General features: G+C 71.7%; 15 protein-coding genes. 8 read left to right on the top strand and 7 right to left on the bottom strand.

Annotated features, from left to right (window positions below; translation table 11 throughout):
• Positions 1–166 precede the first annotated feature (166 nt).
• The 3 genes from ACWGR4_RS07865 to ACWGR4_RS07855 form a co-directional block, all read right to left on the bottom strand.
• Positions 167–382 carry a YbdD/YjiX family protein gene (locus tag ACWGR4_RS07865; RefSeq protein ID WP_452128487.1) on the bottom strand — a complete coding sequence of 72 codons (216 nt, stop codon included), beginning with the start codon at positions 380–382 and terminating at the stop codon, positions 167–169.
• Entirely contained in the window at positions 379–2,493 is a 2,115-nt protein-coding gene (locus ACWGR4_RS07860) for a carbon starvation CstA family protein (RefSeq protein WP_452128506.1), read from the bottom strand. Before ACWGR4_RS07860 ends, ACWGR4_RS07865 begins: the two co-directional genes overlap by 4 nt.
• Before the next feature lie 148 nt (positions 2,494–2,641).
• Entirely contained in the window at positions 2,642–2,890 is a 249-nt protein-coding gene (locus tag ACWGR4_RS07855; RefSeq protein WP_380001828.1) for a DUF3311 domain-containing protein, read from the bottom strand.
• Positions 2,891–3,073: 183 nt separating this feature from the next.
• Between ACWGR4_RS07855 and ACWGR4_RS07850 the strand changes: the two genes are divergently transcribed.
• The 6 genes from ACWGR4_RS07850 (at position 3,074) to ACWGR4_RS07825 (ending at position 9,719) form a co-directional block, all read left to right on the top strand.
• On the top strand, positions 3,074–4,648 hold the full coding sequence (locus tag ACWGR4_RS07850; protein WP_452128488.1) for a sodium:solute symporter family protein: 1,575 nt from the start codon (positions 3,074–3,076) through the stop codon (positions 4,646–4,648).
• Positions 4,645–5,268 carry a sigma-70 family RNA polymerase sigma factor gene (locus tag ACWGR4_RS07845; protein ID WP_452128489.1) on the top strand — a complete coding sequence of 208 codons (624 nt, stop codon included), beginning with the start codon at positions 4,645–4,647 and terminating at the stop codon, positions 5,266–5,268. The genes ACWGR4_RS07850 and ACWGR4_RS07845 overlap by 4 nt, the downstream gene beginning before the upstream one ends.
• A complete protein-coding gene (locus tag ACWGR4_RS07840; RefSeq protein ID WP_452128490.1) occupies positions 5,265–5,546 on the top strand; it encodes a hypothetical protein in 282 nt (93 codons plus the stop codon). The genes ACWGR4_RS07845 and ACWGR4_RS07840 overlap by 4 nt, the downstream gene beginning before the upstream one ends.
• A gap of 248 nt (positions 5,547–5,794) precedes the next feature.
• On the top strand, positions 5,795–7,441 hold the full coding sequence (locus ACWGR4_RS07835; protein ID WP_452128491.1) for a discoidin domain-containing protein: 1,647 nt from the start codon (positions 5,795–5,797) through the stop codon (positions 7,439–7,441).
• Positions 7,442–7,470: 29 nt separating this feature from the next.
• Positions 7,471–8,763, top strand: coding sequence for an MFS transporter (locus ACWGR4_RS07830; RefSeq protein ID WP_452128492.1), 1,293 nt, complete (start codon positions 7,471–7,473; stop codon positions 8,761–8,763).
• On the top strand, positions 8,760–9,719 hold the full coding sequence (locus tag ACWGR4_RS07825; RefSeq protein WP_452128493.1) for a hypothetical protein: 960 nt from the start codon (positions 8,760–8,762) through the stop codon (positions 9,717–9,719). Before ACWGR4_RS07830 ends, ACWGR4_RS07825 begins: the two co-directional genes overlap by 4 nt.
• A 17-nt stretch (positions 9,720–9,736) precedes the next feature.
• Here ACWGR4_RS07825 and ACWGR4_RS07820 read toward each other — a convergent pair whose 3' ends face one another.
• Both ACWGR4_RS07820 and ACWGR4_RS07815 read right to left on the bottom strand, forming a co-directional pair.
• The gene (locus tag ACWGR4_RS07820; RefSeq protein WP_452128494.1) at positions 9,737–10,426 is read right to left on the bottom strand and encodes a class I SAM-dependent methyltransferase; all 690 of its coding nucleotides are present in this window, start codon (positions 10,424–10,426) and stop codon (positions 9,737–9,739) included.
• A gap of 73 nt (positions 10,427–10,499) precedes the next feature.
• A complete protein-coding gene (locus tag ACWGR4_RS07815; RefSeq protein WP_452128495.1) occupies positions 10,500–11,489 on the bottom strand; it encodes an ArsR/SmtB family transcription factor in 990 nt (329 codons plus the stop codon).
• A gap of 181 nt (positions 11,490–11,670) precedes the next feature.
• Here ACWGR4_RS07815 and ACWGR4_RS07810 point away from each other — a divergent pair, with 181 nt between their 5' ends.
• Entirely contained in the window at positions 11,671–12,927 is a 1,257-nt protein-coding gene (locus ACWGR4_RS07810) for an alpha/beta hydrolase (RefSeq protein ID WP_452128496.1), read from the top strand.
• Positions 12,928–13,084: 157 nt separating this feature from the next.
• Here ACWGR4_RS07810 and glpK read toward each other — a convergent pair whose 3' ends face one another.
• Positions 13,085–14,611, bottom strand: coding sequence for a glycerol kinase GlpK (gene glpK / locus ACWGR4_RS07805; protein ID WP_452128497.1), 1,527 nt, complete (start codon positions 14,609–14,611; stop codon positions 13,085–13,087).
• A 51-nt stretch (positions 14,612–14,662) separates the two neighbouring features.
• Positions 14,663–15,373, bottom strand: coding sequence for an MIP/aquaporin family protein (locus ACWGR4_RS07800; RefSeq protein WP_452128498.1), 711 nt, complete (start codon positions 15,371–15,373; stop codon positions 14,663–14,665).
• 399 nt (positions 15,374–15,772) lie between these two features.
• Between ACWGR4_RS07800 and ACWGR4_RS07795 the strand changes: the two genes are divergently transcribed.
• Entirely contained in the window at positions 15,773–16,540 is a 768-nt protein-coding gene (locus ACWGR4_RS07795; protein ID WP_078973984.1) for an IclR family transcriptional regulator, read from the top strand.
• Positions 16,541–16,630 lie beyond the last annotated feature (90 nt).

Raw genomic sequence — 16,630 nt, 5'->3', positions numbered from 1 at the left:
ACCTGCTTGCGACGAACGTTCACATGTCGCTTACATATCGGTCACATGCGCAACAGCACGGGAGCGCATCGATTCGGACTAATTTTTTCTCACCCGAGCCCACCGAATACCCGAAAGGGCGGTGTCGACGCGTGTCGACACCGCCCTTCCGCTCACCGTCGGCGCCTCAGCAGCAGCGCGTCTGCGGCCGCTCCTCGCGTCGCCGGGTCCGCCAGGACTCGTACTCGCGGCGGGTCGGCGCCGGTCGGTCCGGATGCTCCCGCAGGTGTCGCCGGCGGTGTCGCTCGTAGTCCGCGTCGCCGGAGATCTCCCGCAGGTACCACCGCACCCACCCGAACACCCGCCCGGGCGCGTGCCGAAGATCCCGGGCCCACCGCGTCACGAGCGTCCCGCCGCGTCGCCGGCCCCGGCGCCGGCAAGTGCCCGATCCCCGGCCGCGCCGCCCGGCCCGAGGTCCAGGGTGGACTCGACCCACGGCGTCTCGGTGGTGGGCAACGATCCCCCGGCGCGGATCGCCCGCACGCACACCACGGCCGCGTTGGCGATCACCAGTGCGATCAGCACCAGGAAGATCGCGATCAGCACGCCGTCGACGGTGGAGTTCAGCACCACGGTGTGCATGTCGTCCATGTTCTTGGCCGGGCCGAGCACCTTGCCCGCGTCGATCGCGTCGGCGTACCGGTCGCGTTGCGCGAAGAAGCCGATGCGGGGGTCGTCGGAGAAGATCTTCTCCAGGCCGGCGGTGTACGTCACCGCGACGTCCCAGGCCAGCGGGACGCCGGTGACCCAGGCCCAGCGCAGCTTGCCGGACTTGACCAGCACCGTGGTGGCGACGGTGAGCGCGACGGCCGCGAGCAGTTGGTTCGCGATGCCGAACAGCGGGAAGAGCTGGTTGATCCCGCCGAGCGGGTCGGTGGCGCCGGCGTACAGGAAGTAGCCCCACAGGCCGACCACCGCGGCGCTGGTGATCCAGATGCCGGGCTTCCAGTCGACCCGGCCGATCGGCTTCCAGACGTTGCCGAGCATGTCCTGGAGCATGAACCGGCCGACCCGGGTGCCGGCGTCCACGGTGGTCAGGATGAACAGCGCCTCGAACATGATCGCGAAGTGGTACCAGAACGCCTTCATCCCCGAGCCACCGAACACGTCGGCGAAGATCTCCGACATCCCGACGGCGAGCGTCGGCGCCCCGCCGGAGCGGGCGATCAGGGTCTTCTCCTCTACCGCGTGCGCCGCCGCGCGCAGGTCGTCGGGGGTGATCGTGAAGCCGAGACCGGCGACCGCGTGCGACGCGCTCTCCGCGGTGGCGCCGAGCACGCCGGCCGGGGCGTTCATCGCGTAGTACAGGCCCGGGTCGATCACACACGCGGCGATCAGCGCCATGACCGCGACGAACGACTCCATCAGCATGGCGCCGTAGCCGATCATCCGGACCTGCGACTCCTTGCGGATCAACTTCGGCGTGGTGCCGGAGGCGACCAGAGCATGGAACCCGGAGAGCGCGCCGCAGGCGATGGTGATGAACAGGAACGGGAACATCGTCCCGGCGAACACCGGCCCGGAGCCGGAGCCGGCGAACGAACTGACCGCGTCGGTCTTCATGTTCGGCGCGGCCACGAGCACGCCGATCGCGAGCAGCACGATCGTGCCGACCTTCATGAACGTGGACAGGTAGTCGCGCGGGGCGAGCAACAACCACACCGGCAGCACCGAGGCGACGAAGCCGTAGCCGATCAGGCAGAACACCAGGGTGGTCGGGCTCCAGGTGAACGCGTCGCCGAGCGCGGTGTCCTCGATCTGCCCGCCGCCGACGATCACGGCCAGCAGTAGCGCCACGCCGATCACGCTGGTCTCCAGGACCCGCCCCGGGCGCAGGTAGCGCAGGTACACGCCCATGAACAGCGCGATCGGCACGGTCAGCGTGACCGAGAAGGTCCCCCAGGGCGAGTCGGCCAACGCGTTGACCACGACCAGGGCCAGCACCGCGAGCAGGATGATCATGATCACGAACACCGCGATCAGCGCCGCCGCGCCGCCGACCCGGCCGATCTCGTCGCGGGCCATCTGGCCCAGGCTCTTGCCGTCCCGACGCATCGACAGGAACAGCACGACCATGTCCTGCACGGCACCGGCGAAGATCACCCCCACGACGATCCAGATGGTGCCGGGCAGGTAGCCCATCTGCGCGGCGAGTACCGGGCCCACCAGCGGTCCGGCGCCGGCGATCGCGGCGAAGTGGTGGCCGAACAGGACCCGATGGTCGGTGGGTTGGTAGTCCACGCCGTCGTCGAGGCGTTCGGCCGGGGTGGCGCGGGTGTCGTCGGGCTCCAGGACCCGGCGGACGATGAAGCGCGAGTAGAAGCCGTAGGCGATCGCGTACGAGGCGACCGCGGCGAAGATCAGCCAGACGGCCGAGATCTCCTCGCCGCGGGCCAGCGCGACCACGCCCCAACCGGCCGCCCCGATCAGGGCGACGACGGTCCAGATCAGGATGGTCTTGGCGTTGTGTGCAAAGGCGCCGGAGTCGTTGGGGTCGTCGGAGTCGTCCGGGCGGGGGCTGCGGGTCTCGGTGGCGGACACGCGTACTCCTGTTCGAGCGGGGGAGGGACGGGCGAACGAGCCGGCGGCGCGCCGGACCGGGTCAGGAGTGGTCCCGGTCGGGGCGGCGGCGGAGCAGCAGGTGGGCGCAGAGCATGGCGATCGCGCAGCCGGGTACCCAGGCAAGCTGATACCAGTAGAAGAACGGGACACCGGCCAACTCCGGTCCCCGACGCGCGTACCAGGGCACCCACAGCAGCGCCGTGACCGGTGCCGCGAGGAGGGCGCCGGCCGCGATCCGGCGGGTCGCGCCGGTGCGTCCGACGGCGTGCGGGGGGTTCTCCCCGGTCATGTCGCCTCCTGTGGTCGATGCCGCGGACCGACGGATCGTCGGTCTGTGGAAGAGTTGCGCGGACCGGCGATTCGGTTGACAGCCGATTTCCGGCGGATTCGCGCGCGGTCGCCGATCCCGGGTCCGGTACGCTCGCGCAACCTGTGGGCAAGGGCACCCACGTGCCGAGGCGGACGGTGACGGATGATCGACGGGGCCACGACGGCCGCCTTCCTGATCGTCGTCGGCGGCGCGTCGCTACTGGCCGTGACCGCGCCGAGGCTGCACCGCAACGACGACCTGCCGTCACTGGAGCGGTGGGCGCTGGCCGATCGTGGTCTGGGGCCGGTGTGGACCTGGTTTCTGCTCGGCGGCACGATCTTCACCGCGTACACCTTCACGGCGGTGCCGGGCCAGGTGTACGGGCGCGGGGCGAGCGCGTTCTTCGCGCTGCCGTACACGGTGATCGTCTGCCCGCTGGCGTTCGTGCTGCTCCCCCGGTTGTGGGCGGTGGCCCGGCGACACGGCTATGTGACGGTGGCGGACTTCGTCCGGGGCCGGTACGGCTCGCCGGCGCTGGCCCTGGTGGTCGCGCTGACCGGGATCCTGGCCACGATGCCGTATCTGGCCCTGCAGGTCCTGGGCATCCGCGCGGTGCTCGCGGCGGCCGGGTTGCAGGCGCGCGGGGCGGCCGGGGACGTGGCGATGGTGGCGCTGTTCGCCGGGTTGGCGATCGCCACCTACCGGCACGGGTTGCGGGCGCCGACGGTGATCTCGGCGTTGAAGGGGCCGGCGGTGTTCGTTTCCGCCGCGGTGGCGGTGGGGTTCGTGCTGGCCCGGTTCGGCGGGCCCGGGCCGATGTTCGAGGCGGCCGATCGGCGGCTGGCCCGGTCGGGTCCGGGTGATGCCTCGTTGGTGCTGAGTGCGCATCAGCAGGGCGGGTTCGCCACGCTGGCGCTCGGCTCGGCGCTGGCCCTGCTGCTGTATCCGCACGTGTTGACCGCCGGTTTCGCCGCCGCCGGTCCGCACACGCTGCGCCGGGTGTGCGTGGTGCTGCCCGCCTGGACGGCGGTGCTCGCGATGTTCGGCGTGTTGGGCATCGCCGCGCTGGCGATGGCGGTGGACGCGCCGCCGGGCGCCGCCGAGGCGGCGGTTCCGCTGCTGGTGGACCGGCTGCTGCCGGCCTTCCCGGCCGGGCTGGTGTTCGGCGCGATCATCGTGGGCGCGCTGGTGCCGGCGGCGGTGATGTCGATCGCGGCGGCGACCTCGTTCACCCGCAACGTCTACGTCGCGTACTTCCAACCCACCGCCACCCCCAAACGCCAGACCCGGGTGGCCCAGGCGGTGTCGCTGATCGCGAAGGTGGGCGCGGTGGCGTTCGTCTTCGGGCTGCGCGACCAGGCCGCGATCAACCTGCAACTGCTCGGCGGGGTATGGATCCTGCAGATCTTCCCGGCGGTGGTGATCGGCCTGTTCACCCGGCGCCTGCATCATCGGGCGCTGCTCGTCGGCTGGGCGGTGGGCATGCTGGCCGGCACCGTCGCGGTGGTCCGGGAGGGCTTCGTCTCGCTGGTGCGCGTCGAGGTGGGCGGTCACGGCGGGCAGGTGTACGCGGGGCTCGGGGCCCTCGCCCTCAACCTCGCGGTCACCCTGGTCCTGACCGGGGTGTACGACCGGTTCGGCGCGGCGCGCGGCGCGGACACCACGGCGCTGCCCGCACGCCTGGCGCTACGTTCGGCCCTGTGGCGGGCTCCGGGGAAGGGGGCGAACGGTTCGTGAAACGGATCCGACGCGACACCTCCGACGCCGCGCCGCCGACGCACATCCCGGCGCAGGAGGCCGCGCCCTCGGCGCCGCCCGTCGCCTCGGCACAACCGGGCTCCGCGACCCAACCAACCCCGGATCCGGCCGGTTCGGATCGGGAGGTCCAGGTGGCGCGCCTGTTCGACCTGCACTACCCCTCGATGCTCCGGCTCGCCACCCTCCTGGGCGCGGACGACCCGGAGAACATCGTGGCCGAGGCCTATTACGAGATCTACCGCAAGTACCGGAAACTGCGCACCCCCGACGCCGCCGCGGCCTATCTGCGATCGGTGGTCTGCAACCTGACCCGGATGCGAATACGCCACCTCCAGGTCGCCCGCCGACACGTCGAGGACCGGATCGACACGGTGGCCTCGGCGGAGACCTCGGCCCTGCTGCGCGACGACCAGCGGGCGCTGATCCGCGCGCTGCGCGCACTGCCCGCCCGCCAGCGCGAGGCATTGGTACTGCGCCACTGGTTGTGCCTGAAGGAGAAGGAGATCGCGGCGACCATGGGCATCTCGGTCGGTTCGGTCAAAACGCACACCGCGCGTGGGCTGGCCGCGCTCACGCACGCGATGGAGGTACGGCGATGAGCAACTCCCCCGGCGCCGACGGCCGCACGGCCGATTCGCCCGACACCGAGCACCTCCTGCGCGAGGCCCTGGAGGCGCTGGCCGGCGAGGTACACCCGGCCCCCGACGCGTATCGCGCCGCGCACGGCGACTGGCAGCGCCGCGAGCGCCGCCGTCGGCTGATCCTGGCGAGCCTGATCGTCGCCGTCTTCACCCTGGCCGTCGTCCTCAGCCTGCTGGTCCTCAACCACGCCCCCACCGGCCCGGGGCCCATCCCCCACCAACCGCCGTCCCCGTAGCGGTTATCCGGCGCGCGGGCAGACGATCCGTCGCCGGCTCGCGACCGACCGAAGTCTTGTTAGTAAAGTTTCCTAACAAGTATTGACGCGGCGCGCGGCACCTTGGGATCGTCGGGCCGACGGTCGGGCCGGAGCCTGCGTCGGCATCCCACGACGGCGCACTCCCGTCGTGTTCCGGCCCGAACGCGCGCACCACCCTGCCCGGTTCAGGCTCGACGACGATCGGCTCCTCACCACCGGAGGACGACGTGCACCTGCCCCAAGCTCTGCGCCCCAACCGCCGAAGGCCGCCATCCCGGGCCTTCCGACACGCCCTGCCCAGGCCCTCCCGATCCCGCGGATTCGCCGCGATCGCGGCGGTCCTGGCCCTGCTCGCCGCCGTGCTCACGTTCGGCGAAACCGCTTCCGCCGCCGAGGTGTTGCTCTCGCGCGGCAAACCCGCCACCGCCTCCTCGACGGAAAGTTCCTCCTACGGCGCGGCCAAGGCCGTCGACGGCAAGTCCGACACCCGTTGGGCGAGCAAGGAGGGCTCCGGCGCCCAGTGGCTGAGCGTCGACCTCGGCTCCGACGTCCCGATCTCCCGGGTGCGGCTGAGCTGGGAGGACGCCTACGCCAAGGCGTACCGCATCGAGGTCTCGCCCGACGGCGCGTCCTGGACCAAGGTGTATTCCACCTCGGCCGGCGACGGCGGTACGGACGACATCGGTTCCCTGGCCACCCACGGCCGCCACGTGCGCGTATACGCGTCCACCCGCGGCACCGACTACGGCTACTCCCTCTGGGAGTTCGAGGTGTTCGGCGGCGCGAGCGGCCCCGACACCACCGCACCGAGCGCACCCACCTCGCCCAAGGTCACCGGCACCACGCCCACCGGCGTCTCGCTGGCCTGGACCGCCTCCACCGACAACGTCGGCGTGACCGGATACGACATCCTGCGCGACGGCGTCGCGGTCGGCACCAGCGTCGGCACCACCTACACCGACACCGGCCTGACCACGGGCGTCTCCTACTCCTACACGATCCGCGCCAAGGACGCGGCCGGCAACCTCTCCGCACCCAGCGCGGCGGTGATCGGCACGCCGCAGGCCGGGAGTTCGTCCTTCACCGTGGCCGCCGCCGGGGACATCTCCGACCCGGGCTGCACCGCGAGCCAGGAGTGCGGCGCCCAGCAGACCGCACGCCGGGTCGAGGCGATCAACCCGGACGAGGTGATCACCCTGGGGGACAACCAATACGACACCGGCAGTCTGTCCGACTACCGCAAGTACTACGACACCACCTGGGGCCGGTTCAAGGCCAAGACCCACCCCGCCCCCGGCAACCACGAGTACGACGACAGCACCCCGGAAGCCGGATACAAGGCCTACTTCGGCGACCGCGCCACCCCCAACGGCACCACCTGGTACAGCTGGGACCGCGGCGGCTGGCACTTCATCGCGCTCGACTCCGAGCAGTCCATGTCCTCCACCTCGGCGCAGATCAAGTGGCTCAAGGCCGACCTGGCGAACAACACGCAAGGTTGCGTGGCCGCCTACTGGCACAAGCCGCTGTACAGTTCCGGCCCGCAGGCGGACAAGGTCAGCCAGACCGCGTGGCAGGTGCTCTACGACGCCCACGCCGACCTGATCCTGAACGGGCACGACCACCTGTACGAGCGCTACGCGCCGCAGAACCCCAAGGCCAAGGCCGATCCCGCCGGTGTGCGTGAACTGCTCGTCGGCACCGGCGGCGCCGATCCCTACGACTTCGAATCCCCCCAGCCCAACAGCGAGAAGCGCGTGACCGGTTCGCCCGCCGTGCTGAAGCTGACCCTCACCGACAGCACCTACTCCGGCCAACTCGTCCGCTACGACGGCACCCAACTCGACTCCTTCGGTCCGGTCACCTGCCACTGACCCATCCGCCCGGCCTCGGAGGATCGCCCGTGTACATCGCCGCCACCCGGCGCGCGGATCAGGCCGGTGGGCGCACGGCGGTCGGGACGTCGCGGGGATTCACCCGCAACGTCCCGGCCAACGTGCTCGCCCTCGGCGCCGTGAGCCTGGTCACCGACATCTCCGCCGAGATGGTCACCGCGGTACTGCCCACCTACCTCGTCCTGACCCTGGGACTGAGCCCGCTGCAATACGGCCTCCTGGACGGCGGCTGGTTCGGTGTCACCGCCATGGTCCGCCTGCTCGGCGGCCAGATCGCCGACCGCACCCGGCGCCGCAAACTGGTCGCGGGCACCGGGTACGGACTGTCCGCCGTATGCAAACTCGGCCTGCCGCTGGTCGGTTCCTCCGTGGCCGGGCTCGGCCTGGTCCTGGCGGCGGACCGTACCGGCAAGGGTCTGCGCACCGCGCCACGCGACGCGCTGATCACGTTGAGCACCCCGACCCCGCACCTGGGCCGGGCCTTCGGCGTGCATCGCGCGATGGACACCGTCGGCGCCTTCCTCGGCCCGCTCGCCGCGTTCGCCGTGTTGTGGACCACCCACGACGCCTACGACGCGGTGTTCGTGGTCTCCTTCTGCATCGCCACGTTCGGCGTGCTGCTGTTGATGCTGTACGTCCGCGACCATCGCGAACCGGCGCCGCCCCGGCGCGCGGCCTCGCTCCGGGCCGCGTTCGGCCTGCTGCGCCTGGCACCGTTCCGCCGCACCTGCGTGGCCGCCGCACTGCTCGGCCTGCTCACCGTCGGCGACACGTTCGTCTACCTCGTCCTGCAACGCGGATTCGACATCCCGCTGCGCTGGTTCCCGCTGCTGCCGCTGGGCACCGCCGGGGCGTTCCTGCTGCTGGCGGTGCCGATCGGCCGGCTCGCCGACCGCGTGGGCCGCTTCCGGGTCTTCCTCGGCGGCCACCTCGCGCTGCTCGCCGCCTACCTGGTCGCCGCCGCCCCCACCGGCGGACACGCCTCCGGGACCGCGTCGCGCTGGGCGGTGCTGATCCTCGTGCTGGGCCTTCAGGGCCTGTTCTACGCGGCCACCGACGGTGTGCTGATGGCCGCGGCCGGACCGCTGCTGCCGGTGCACCTGCGCACCAGCGGGCTGGCCCTGCTGCAGACCGGACAGGCCGGTGCCCGGCTGTTGTCCTCGGTGGTCTTCGGCGCGGCCTGGACCCTGTGGGGCGCGGGCCCCGCGCTCTACGCCATGGGCGCCGGACTGGCCGGCTGCCTGCTCCTGGCCCGGCGGCTGCTGCCGTCGGCCCCGCTCGACCCGGAGGTGACCGGATGAAGCGCGCGCTCGCCCTGGCCCTGGGGCTGTTGGTCCTGGTCGGCGTGGCGGTCGGCTACTCGACCTTCGCGGCCGACCGCAACGAGGAGGCGACGGTCGAACGTCGCCCGCTCGACCTCACCGCACGCGGGCGGTTGGTGTTCGTGGACACGAACCGCGCCGGCGGACACCGCACCGTGGCCGACACCGGCCTCGACACCCCCGCCGCCGCCCGGGTCGACAGCGGCCTGCGCTGCGAACGTTTCGCCGTCGGCGCGGGCACCGGCGTCTGCCTCCAGACCCGGGGCGGCCCGCTGCCCGGCACCGACGCGTTGATCGTCGACGCCAACACGAACGTCAAACGCCGCATCGAACTCGCCGGCACCCCCAGCCGGGCCCGGGTCTCGGCGAGCGGGAACATGGTGTCGTGGACGGTGTTCGTCTCCGGCGAGTCGTACAACAAGACCGGCTTCTCCACCTGGACCGGCATCCTCGACACCCGCACCGACTACACCCTGATCAACATCGAGGCCATCCCGTTGACCGTCGACGGCAAGCCCTACCACTCCCCCGACGTCAACTACTGGGGCGTCACCTTCGCCGCCGACGACAACCGCTTCTATGCCACGGTCGGCACGAAGGGCCACACCTACCTGGTCGAGGGCGACTACGCCAACTGGGAGGCGCACACCATCCGCGACGGCGTCGAATGCCCGTCCCTGTCCCCCGACGGCACCCGCATCGCCTTCAAGAAGCGCTCCGGCAAGTCCACGTGGCGACTGCACGTCCTGGACCTGGCCACGATGCGCGAAACCCCGTTGGCCGAACACGCGAACGTCGACGACCAGGCCGCCTGGCTCGACGACAACACCGTGATGTACGGCCGAGACCGCAACATCTACGCCGTCCCGGCCGACGGAACGGGCGCCCCGCGCCTGCTCGTCACGAAGGGGGCGTCACCGACAATGCTGCGCTGACGGGTGGCCGGGGTCGGTCACGGCGCCGGCAACACCCGTACCCAGGTGCGGTGTTCGTCCAGGTAGGCGTCCACCACCAGGTCGGACCCGGCGAGGGCCGCCTCGAACTGCGGATCCGTGAGCGGCCGGGAGCGGAACTCGTGCGCCCACCGCATGCCGTCGAACTCGTACTCGATCCGCACCGCGTTGACCCCGTCGCCGATCGGCTCGGCGGCGAGAATGTGCACGGCGCCCCGAGGGTGTTCGTTGACCTGGGGCAACTCGTCGTGCCAGCCGCGGCCTTCGCGCTGGATGAGCACCACCCCGTCGTCGGCCACGTGGTTGCGACAAGTGTCGAGCATCGCCTTGCGGACCTCGGCCTCGGCCTGGTGCACGAGGTAGGAACCCAACAACACGACGTCGAAACGCTCGTCGAGCCGCAGATCCTCGATGGTGGACAACACCGTCTTGGCCCCGCGCACCCGATCGAGCATCTCCGGCGACTCGTCCACCGCCGTCACCTCCCACCCCCGCTCGACCATGGCATGGGTCACCCGTCCGGCCCCGCACCCGAGTTCGAGCAGTGTGCGCGCACCCTCCCGGGCCCCGAGCGCGATCATGTCCGGCTCCTCGCGCACCGGCAACATCCCGTACATCTCCACGGCACACCCGTCCGGGGTGAACGCCCCGGGCCCCTCACCGCGAAATCCCTCACGAATACGCGCCATGACCGATCCCCTTCCCCCGAACGACCCCCGGCCGCCCACGAAACGGACACCAACCCGCCCACCCAAACCGCTGTCACCCGGGACTGTCAACGGTTTGCAGACCGTGCCGGCCGATCAACAGCGTTCCGAGCGGGGTGCGTTCGTGGCGGACCGCGCGACCGATGCGGGTGGTGGTGATCAGGCCGGCGGCGCGTAGGGCCGCGGTGTGTTCGGAGACGGTTGCGTTGCTCACCCGCAGGCGGCGGGCGAGGTCGCCGGTGGTGTGGCCGACGGCCAGCACGCACAGGATGTCGGTGCGGGTTCGGCCGAGCACCGCCGCGAGTGCTTCCGCGGTGTCGGCCGGGCCGGTGGGAGTCGGCGGCAGGCCGGGGCCGGCGGGGTAGGTGACGGCCGGCGGGCGATCGGGCAGGTCGGAGATCAGCGGGTATCCGCTCCAGTGGAAGGTGGGCTGGAGCAGCAGGCCGCGCCCGCCCAGCGAGATCTCCCGGGTGACGGGGCCGGCGAACTCCCAGACGTCCTCGTGCAGTCGGCTGCCGGGGACGAGGTCGGCGAGGGTCGGGCCGAGGCCGTGCTCGGCCATGCCCAGGGCGTGGCGGGTGAATTCGGCCCGATGCAGGTCCTGGACCACGGACCACACCGGGGCCAACACCGCCTCGTAGGCGGCGTGCTGCGCCCGGCGCAGGATCCGCCAGGAGTGCTCGTCACCGCGGTGCAGATCGCGGATCCACGCCGGCGCGGCGGTCGGGTGCGGGGCGTACACCCGTTCCAGTTCGGCCCGCACCGTCTCGGGGCGGGTGGCGCGGATCGTGTCCAGGCCCTCGGTCAGCGAGTCGGCGAACTCGTCGAGGAAATTCGGCGCCACCGGACCCGGCACCAGGTCCCCGAACGGTTCGGCCGCCGCCGGCAGAGCCCGGAGCAGGCGTTGTCGCCAGGTGCCGAGCAGGAGCGCCTCGTCCGGGCGGAACATGCGCATCAGGGCCACGTTCAGCTCCAGCAGTGGGGCCGGCCGCGGCGCGAACCTGATCCGGCCGAAGTCCGCGGCGGTGAATCGGATCCGGAGCATTACCCCTCCTGTCGGTGCGGCGCCATCCTTTCGGCCTCGGCCGCAAACCTCGTGTGCGGCCCCGGTCGGATGCCAGCCTTCGGGTCCTGCCCCGCATTCGGCCACAAGCCCGCCGAAGCCGCAATTATGCAGGTCACCGGGCACTCCGGGCGACCCGGGTAGGGCGACACGAGGAGGATCCATGGTGCACGAAGCAGGTCCCGCGATCGGTCGGCGAAGCATCCTCGGGGCGGCGATACCGGCCGCCGCGCTGCTCTTCGCGGGCGGCGTGGTCCGGGCCCGGCCCGCGCGGGCACAGTCGGGCGGCGCGGACCCGTCGGTGCCCGGCGCGCTGCGACTGCCCGCGCCGACCGGCCCGCATCCGGTCGGCACGACCACGCTGTACCTGGTCGATCGTTCCCGCACCGACCCGTGGGAGCCGATCGCGGTCCGGGAGATGATGATCACCCTGTACTACCCGGCGCGCGGTGTGGCCGGACGGACCGTCGCGGCGCAGCTACCCGAGGCCGCCGCGCGGGAGTTCGCCGTGGCCGGTCCGCTGAGCCATCCGCAGTTGCCGTCGACGGGGGTGGACTGGGCGGCCACCCGTACCCACTCCTACATCGACGCACCCGCGCAGACCACGCGGCGCCCCGTGCTGCTGTACAGCCCCGGCGGCGGCGATCCGCGCGGGATGGGCACCGGGCTCGCCGAGGAACTGGCGAGCCGGGGCTACGTGGTGGTGACCATGGACCACCCGGGGGACGCCGCGGTGGTGGAGTTCCCGGTCGATCTGGCGGGGCGGGACCGGGTGCGGTGGACCGTGTTCCGGTTCGACCCCCGCAACGATCCCACGATCGCCGACACGATGATCGACACGCGGATCGCGGACACGAAGTTCGTCCTGGAGCAGGTGGCCGTGCTCGCCGCGGGCGGCAACCCGGACCCGACCGGCCGCCCGCTCCCGGCGGATCTGCACCGGGTGTTGGATCACCGCCGGGTGGGTGTGTACGGCCACTCGGCGGGCGGTACCACCGCGGCCGAGACGATGGCCGAGGACCGCCGTGTCGCCGCCGCGATCAACCTGGAGGGCTATCTGGACCACCCGTCCCGGGTGCCCGGACAGGTGGGCGAGTTGTACCCCATCGCCCGCGACGGGGCCGATCGGCCGCTGTTGCTGATCGACACCGACGGCTTCCCGGAGCACGCCGTGTTGGAGCGTTCCTGGTCGGCGCTGCTCGCCCACTCCGACCACCCGATTCCCCGGCGGCGGATGCGGTCGTCGGCGCACTCCGTGTTCACCGACTACGCGGCCATCGCGCCGCAGTTGGTGGCGTCGGGCCGGATGACGGCGGCCGACCGCGACACGCTGGTCGGCGCGATCGCCCCGACCCGGTCGATTCCCACGATCCGCCACTACGTGCACGGGTTCTTCGCCCGGCACCTGCCGACGCGCTGACGCCGCACGTCCGCCGACGCACCGATGTCCGGCCCTGCCGGCCCACCGAGGCGTGGCGGTGCGACGACCCCGGCGCCGATCACGCGCCGGGGTCGCCCCCGCCCGGGTCGGCCACACGCCGGCCCGGGTCACCACCTTCCGGTCGGTCGGGAGGTGTTCAGGACGTGCGGCGACGCGCGTCCGGCTCCTCGACCCAGTCCATCGTCCGGTCCACCGCCTTGCGCCAGTTGCGGTAGCCGCGCTCGCGCGTGGCCTCGTCCATCCGCGAGGTCCACTCCGCCGCGCGGTGCCAGTTCGCCCGCAGCGAGTCGAGGTCGGGCCAGTAGCCGACCGCGAGACCCGCGGCGTACGCGGCGCCGAGCGCGGTGGTCTCGGCGACGAACGGGCGGGCGACGGGAGCGTCGAGCACGTCCGCGATGGTCTGCATGAGCAGGTTGTTGGCGGTCATCCCGCCGTCCACCTTGAGCGTGGCCAACTCGACACCCGAGTCGCGCTCCATCGCGTCCACCACCTCCCGGGTCTGCCACGCGGTGGCCTCCAGGACGGCCCGGGCGATGTGCCCCTTGTTCACGTAGGCGGTCAGCCCCGCGATCACCCCGCGCGCGTCCGAGCGCCAGTACGGCGCGAACAACCCGGAGAAGGCGGGCACGAAGTAGGCGCCGCCGTTGTCCTCCACGGTCAGCGCCAGCGTCTCGATCTCCGCCGCGGTGGCGATCAGCCCCATCTGGTCGCGCATCCACTGCACCAGCGAGCCGGTGACCGCGATCGAGCCCTCGAGCGCGTAGACCGGGGCGTCCTTGCCCAGCCGGTAGCCGACCGTGCTGAGCAGCCCGTGGTGCGACTGCACGATCCGCGGCCCGGTGTTGATCAGCAGGAAACTCCCCGTGCCGTAGGTGCTCTTGGCCTCGCCGGGTTCGAAGCAGGTCTGGCCGAACAGCGCGGCCTGCTGGTCGCCGAGCGCGGAGGCGACGGGCACGCCCTCCAGGACCCCCTTCGCGGTGCCGTACACCTCGGCGGAGGAGCGGATCTCGGCCAGCACCGAACGCGGCACGTCCATCGCGCGCAGGATCCGGTCGTCCCAGTCCAGCGTCTCCAGGTTCATCAGCATCGTGCGCGAGGCGTTGGTGACGTCCGTGACATGCACGCCGCCGTCCGGGCCGCCGGTGAGGTTCCACACCACCCACGACTCCATCGTGCCGAACAGGATGTCGCCCCGGTCGGCCCGCTCGCGCAGCCCCTCGACGTTGTCGAGCAGCCAGCGGATCTTGGGGCCGGCGAAGTAGCTCGCCAGCGGGAGGCCGGTCTCCACCCGGAATCGGTCCTGGCCGACGTTGCCGCCCAGTTCGCGACACAGCGCGTCGGTGCGGGTGTCCTGCCACACGATGGCGTTGTGTACCGGGACCCCGGTATGGCGATCCCACAACACGGTCGTCTCGCGCTGGTTGGTGATGCCGAGCGCGCGGATCTGGTCCCGCCGCAGGCCGGCTCGGTCCAGCGCGCCGGCGACGACCGCCTGCACCACGCTCCAGATCTCGGCGGCGTCGTGCTCGACCCACCCCGGGCGCGGGAAGATCTGCCGGTGCTCGCGCTGGTCGACGGCGACGATCCGGCCGTCGGCGCCGAAGATGATGCAGCGGCTGGACGTGGTGCCCTGGTCGATCGCGGCGATGTACGTGTCGGACATGGCTCCTCTTCCGAAGGATCCGAGCGTGGGAGTCGGGTGGGTGCGGGACGGTCAGAAGGCGAGACGGTACAGGCCGCCGGCCGCGAGCCCGCCCAGCGTCGGGCCGACCACCGGCACCCAGGCGTAGGACCAGTCCGAGTTGCCCTTGCCGGGGATCGGCAGGAACGAGTGGGCCAGGCGCGGCCCGAGGTCGCGGACCGGGTTGATCGCGTAGCCGGTCGGGCCGCCCAGGGACAGCCCGATGCCGACCACCAGGAGTGCGGTGATCAGTACGCCGGTGCCGGACAGCGCGAGCCCGTTGGTCAGGCCCTGGGTGAGGATGACGATGACCAGCACCATGGTGGCGATCGTCTCGGTGATCACGTTCTGGATCGGGTGGCGGATCTCCGGCGCGGTGGCGAACACCCCGAGTACCGGCTCGCCGTGTTCCCGGAACTGGCCGAGATAGGTCGCCCAGGCCAGCACGGCGCCGATCACCGCCCCGGTGAACTGCCCGGCCAGGTACAGCGGCACCTTGTCCCACTCTCCCGTCTTGACCGCGATCCCGAGCGTGACCGCGGGATTGAGATGCGCACCGGACAGGGACACGCTCGCATACGCGCCGGCCAGAACCGCGAAGCCCCAGCCGAAGGTGATCGCCAACCAGCCGGCGTGTTGTGCCTTGGACCGGTTGAGCGTCACCGCGGCGCACACACCGACGCCGAGTAGCACCAGGATGGACGTACCCAAGGTCTCGCCGACGAAGATGTCGCCGTTCGTCATCACTGAGCCCCTTCGTGAATGACACCGGTTGGCCGGCGGCGGGATGCGACGCCGGAATGGACACGGCGCCGGACGACACACGGCGCACCCACGGGAGCGCACCGGTCACAGCGGTCGGCCGGCCCGGTTCGGTCTGCGGGATGACTACGACTGGTGTTCGGGACCGGTACTCGATCGGCCCTCGACGGGTATTCGACTGGTATGCGACTGGCATTCGACATTGACGACCGCTGTCCGGCAGTGTTCTCTGCGGGTTGCGCCGCCGTCAAGAGTCGGTGAACATCTCGCCTTCGACTCACCCGACGGGCCCTGCGGCGGACGGGACGGGCGCGGACCCAGCCGGCGTGTCCACGACCGCTGTTCTACATTGCCAACCTGATCTTCGACGGAGGAGTCGGTATGCCCGGTCCCATCCAGTCGCTGGAACGCGCAGCGGCGATCCTGCGGTTGCTCGCCGGCGGCGAACGGCGCTTCGGCCTGAGCGAGGTCGCGACCACCCTGGGTCTGGCGAAGGGCACCGCGCACGGCATCCTGCGCACGCTCCACCAGGAGGGGTTCGTGGAGCAGGACCCCAAGAGCGGCAAGTACCAGCTCGGCGCCGAGCTGCTGCGGCTGAGCAGTTCCTACCTGGACGTGCACGAGTTGCGTGCCCGGGCCCTGGTCTGGGCGGACGATCTGGCCCGCGGCACCGGGGAGAGCGTGCGGATCGGCGTGTTGCACAAGGGCGGCGTGCTGGTGATCCACCACGTCTTCCGGCCGGACGACAGCCGCCAGGTGCTGGAGATAGGCGCGATGTTGCCGCTGCACTCCACCGCGTGGGGCAAGGTCCTGCTCGCCCTCGATCCGGCCGCGCGCGCGGAGTTGGACGAGACCGACGCGGTCGCCTTCACCGCCCGCACGATCACCGACCCGGCGGCAATGGACGCGGAGAGCGTCACGGTGCGCGAACGCGGTTGGGCGGGCGACGTCGAGGAATCGGTCCTGGGCCTGGCCGGGATCGCCGCGCCGATCCGCGACCGGCGCGGCACCCCGGTGGGCGCGGTGGGCATCAGCGGCGCCGTCGAACGTATCGTCGCCGACGGCGCCCCGCGGCCCACCCTGGTCGCCGCGGTCCGCGACGCGGCCCGCGCCATCTCGCGCGATCTGGGCGCGTCGTTCCCGTACTGAGCCGGCGCGCATCGCCTTCGCGACGCGACCCGGCTTCGGCGCGCCCGTTCGGTCCCCCGTCTCGACCGGGCGTACTTGACGCTGCCCCGC

Source organism: Embleya sp. NPDC055664 (genome assembly GCF_053618075.1).
Note: the sequence above shows the minus strand (reverse complement) of the source record. Positions and strands in the feature narration are given on the sequence as shown.

Excerpts from the sequence above, each read along its gene's own strand:
- glpK (WP_452128497.1), bottom strand. The coding sequence starts at position 14,611 with ATGTCCGACACGTACATCGCCGCGATCGACCAGGGCACCACGTCCAGC.
- ACWGR4_RS07850 (WP_452128488.1), top strand. The coding sequence starts at position 3,074 with ATGATCGACGGGGCCACGACGGCCGCCTTCCTGATCGTCGTCGGCGGC.
- ACWGR4_RS07820 (WP_452128494.1), bottom strand. The coding sequence starts at position 10,426 with ATGGCGCGTATTCGTGAGGGATTTCGCGGTGAGGGGCCCGGGGCGTTC.
- ACWGR4_RS07840 (WP_452128490.1), top strand. The coding sequence starts at position 5,265 with ATGAGCAACTCCCCCGGCGCCGACGGCCGCACGGCCGATTCGCCCGAC.
- ACWGR4_RS07855 (WP_380001828.1), bottom strand. The coding sequence starts at position 2,890 with ATGACCGGGGAGAACCCCCCGCACGCCGTCGGACGCACCGGCGCGACC.
- ACWGR4_RS07810 (WP_452128496.1), top strand. The coding sequence starts at position 11,671 with ATGGTGCACGAAGCAGGTCCCGCGATCGGTCGGCGAAGCATCCTCGGG.
- ACWGR4_RS07815 (WP_452128495.1), bottom strand. The coding sequence starts at position 11,489 with ATGCTCCGGATCCGATTCACCGCCGCGGACTTCGGCCGGATCAGGTTC.
- ACWGR4_RS07795 (WP_078973984.1), top strand. The coding sequence starts at position 15,773 with ATGCCCGGTCCCATCCAGTCGCTGGAACGCGCAGCGGCGATCCTGCGG.
- ACWGR4_RS07800 (WP_452128498.1), bottom strand. The coding sequence starts at position 15,373 with ATGACGAACGGCGACATCTTCGTCGGCGAGACCTTGGGTACGTCCATC.
- ACWGR4_RS07825 (WP_452128493.1), top strand. The coding sequence starts at position 8,760 with ATGAAGCGCGCGCTCGCCCTGGCCCTGGGGCTGTTGGTCCTGGTCGGC.